The 2967-nt window shown below is 71.0% G+C and carries 2 protein-coding genes; both read right to left on the reverse strand.

Features of this window, described 5'->3' with window-relative positions; genetic code table 11:
• The coding region (locus tag ACFWEP_RS33650; RefSeq protein WP_387375949.1) for a glycoside hydrolase family 43 protein at positions 1 to 1398 on the reverse strand (1398 nt) is incomplete at its 3' end.
• Between the two features lie 432 nt (positions 1399 to 1830).
• The gene (locus ACFWEP_RS33655; RefSeq protein WP_387375951.1) at positions 1831 to 2841 is read right to left on the reverse strand and encodes an aldose epimerase family protein; all 1011 of its coding nucleotides are present in this window, start codon (positions 2839 to 2841) and stop codon (positions 1831 to 1833) included.
• Positions 2842 to 2967: the final 126 nt, after the last annotated feature.

The following is a 2967-nucleotide window of genomic DNA, read 5'->3' on the forward strand; positions in this document are numbered from 1 at the left end:
GACCAGGAAGGTCGCGTCCTGCCGGTCGGTGGCCGGGGACGACGCGGTGAGCGGGTCGATGCGCAACTGGTAGTCGCTGTGGCGGAGATAGCGGGTGGGGTAGTTGAACGAGCGGTAGGAGACGGCCGAGGAGTCACCCAGCCCCGCGGTGGGGTAGAAGGTCGCGTCGGCGGCGAAGGTCGCGCTCTTGTCGTTGGTGTTCAGCACGATCGAGTAGGCGCTGTGCCGGAGGAACTGCCCCGGGTAGTTGACCGACTCGAAGGAGACCCCTGAGCCGTCGGCGAGACCGGGCACGATCTTCCACTGCGAGTCCGCGTACGGGTCGAACGGATAGGCGTCGATCCGTCCCGCGAAGTTGCTGTGCCGTACGTACCGGTCGGGGTGGTTGTAGGACTTCAGCCGGTTCCAGGAGGGCGTCCCCCAGGCGGACTTCATGCCGTTCAGCTCGGCGGTGGTGATCGGTGTGATGCCCGCGTGTTTGGAGTTGAGCGGTTGGGTGTAGGCGCGCTGGTCGACCGGGGTCCAGTTGCCGGCCGCGAGATCACCGGTCTGCCAGGCGTAGAAGACCCCGTTGGGGGTGTACGTGTCGCCCCAGAGGTACCAGGTGCTGCCGGAGAGCGACTTGACCAGCACGGGAGCCTCGGTACCGCCGTGGGCGACGGGCCCGGTGTAGGTGGCGTTGTTGAAGGAACCCGGCGCGAGGGAAGTGGACTTGGCCCCGTAGAGCTCGTTGCCGCGCTTGTAGTAGAGGTAGTTCGTGCCGTTCACGCCGGTCACGACGTTCGCGTCGATGATGCCGAACCCGGGGTCGAAGTAGACCTGGGCGGCGGACAGCGTGACGAAGTCCGTGGTGTAGGTCGCCATGATCACGTCACGGGTGCCGTTGTTCGCGGAGTAGATGATGGCGTACTGCTGGCGCGAGGCGTCCCAGAACGCCTCCGGGGCCCATGCGTGGGTGGCGGCCAGGGAGTGCACCTTCAGGCGGCGGTAGTTGGTGAAGGACCGCAGGTCGGTGGAGTCCCAGGCGTGGATGTACTGGTTGGTCTCGCCCCAGTTCGTGCCGTTGAGATCGGTGGCGAGGATGGTGAAGGTGCCGTCCTGCTTGCGCAGGATGAAGGGATCGCGCAGCCCTTTCGTGCCGGCGGTGGGGGTGACGACCGGGGCGTTCTGGTTGAGCGGGGTCCACTGCAGGCCATCCGGGCTCACCGCCAGGTGCAGCCCGTAGTTGTTGCCGACGCCCTGGTTGGACTCGGTGAAGTACGCCATCGCGTATCCGCCGTAGACCGGTGCGGCCTGGGCGCGGGGGGCGGGCAGCAGCACGAGCGCGGCCATCAGCAGGCCGATCAGCCCGGGCAGGACCCCGAGCGCGCATAAGGGGGAACGTCGCAGGAGGGACATGGTGGCCCTTCGGATCGTGGGGTGAGGGGCGGGGTGACGTGGAGCCGTACTCGCGGCACGGAACCGTGGAGGGGGTACGCCCGCGTATCCGCCGGGCCGAGAGCCGGCGGGGACGGTGGCGCTCCGGACGGCGGCGGGCTCCGGTCGCGTCGCGCCCGAGCGGCACCGCGTCGGCGCTCGGGCGCCGGAACAGGCGTGTGCCATGGAGTGTTAACGCTCACAATGGACATGTCAAGAGCGTGCGCGGTGCGGGGTGGAAGGTGTGTCCGGCGGGAGAGTGCGCAGGTCGGAGTGGGTGCGCCGAAGGCCCGGCGCTCCTCGGGGGTGTCCCGCGAGGAGTGCCGGGTGGAGCGCCGAGTGGAGCCGTGCCGCCGGGCCTGCCGGCGGCGGCCCGGCGATCGCCGGCGGGCCGGGGGGGACGCCGGGCCCGGGTCACTCCTCCGTGACGGAGAAACGCAGCACGGTGCTGGAGCGGTACACCTCGCCGGGCCGGACGAGGGTGCTGGGGTCTTCGGCGCGGTTGGGGGAGTCCGGGAAGTGCTGGGTCTCCAGCGCCACCCCCGCGTGCGGGCCGTAAGGGCGTCCGCTCTTGCCGGTGATCTCGCCGGCGAGGAGGTTCCCGGTGTACACCTGTATCCCCGGTTCGGTGGTGTGCACTTCCAAGCGGCGCCCGGAGACCGGTGCGTGGAGCACGGCAGCACTGCGCGGCCGCGTGGACGGCGCCTTGCCGAGCGCCCAGTTATGGTCGAAACCTCCACCGCCCAGGCGTAGTTGCTCGTCCTCGTCGGCGAACACCGCGGAAAGGAGGCGAGGATGGCGCAGATCGAACGGGGTTCCCTCGACCGACCGGTGCGGGCCGCTCGGGATCAGCGCCGCGTCGACGGGCGTCCAGCGCGGCGCGTGGATCTGGAGTTCGTGCCCGAGTACGTCACCGCTGCCCTCTCCCTCCAGGTTCCAGTAGGCGTGGTTGGTGAGGTTGACGACCGTCGGGGCGTCACTCACCGCGTGGTAGTCGAACGTCAGGGCGTTGTCCCGGTCCAGCGTGCAGGTGAGCCGGACGCTCAGGGTGCCGGGGAAGCCCTGGTCGCCGTCGGGGCTGAGCAGGAAGAGCCGTACGCCCGTGCGGTCGGCGGAGTGGACCGGTTCGGCACGCCACACCCGGCGGTCGAAGCCGTCGGGGCCGCCGTGCAGGGTGTGGCCGGTGTCCTGGGTGTCCAGCTGCCGGACCACCCCGTCCACCACGAGCCGCCCGCCGGCGATCCGGTTGGCGTAACGGCCCACCGTCGCACCGAAGTAGGAAGCCGGTCCGCGTACCGTCGGCGCGTCCGCGCCCGCGAGCACGACGTCGGCGAACCGCCCCCGCCGGTCCGGGAGCAGCAGCGAGTGCAGCCGGGCACCGAGGGTGTGGACCTCCGCACGGGCCTGCCCGGGGAAGCCGAACACCCAGCGGTCGCCCGTACCGGTGCCGGGCAGACGGTTAGGGCGGCCCGTGGGGGCCCGGCGGGCGGGGGGGGGCGGCGGGGGGGGGGGCGGGGTCACGGAGGGGGGGTGGGAGTGGGTGCCGCGCGG

This window comes from Streptomyces sp. NPDC060198 (assembly GCF_042728415.1).
Classification (GTDB): domain Bacteria; phylum Actinomycetota; class Actinomycetes; order Streptomycetales; family Streptomycetaceae; genus Streptomyces.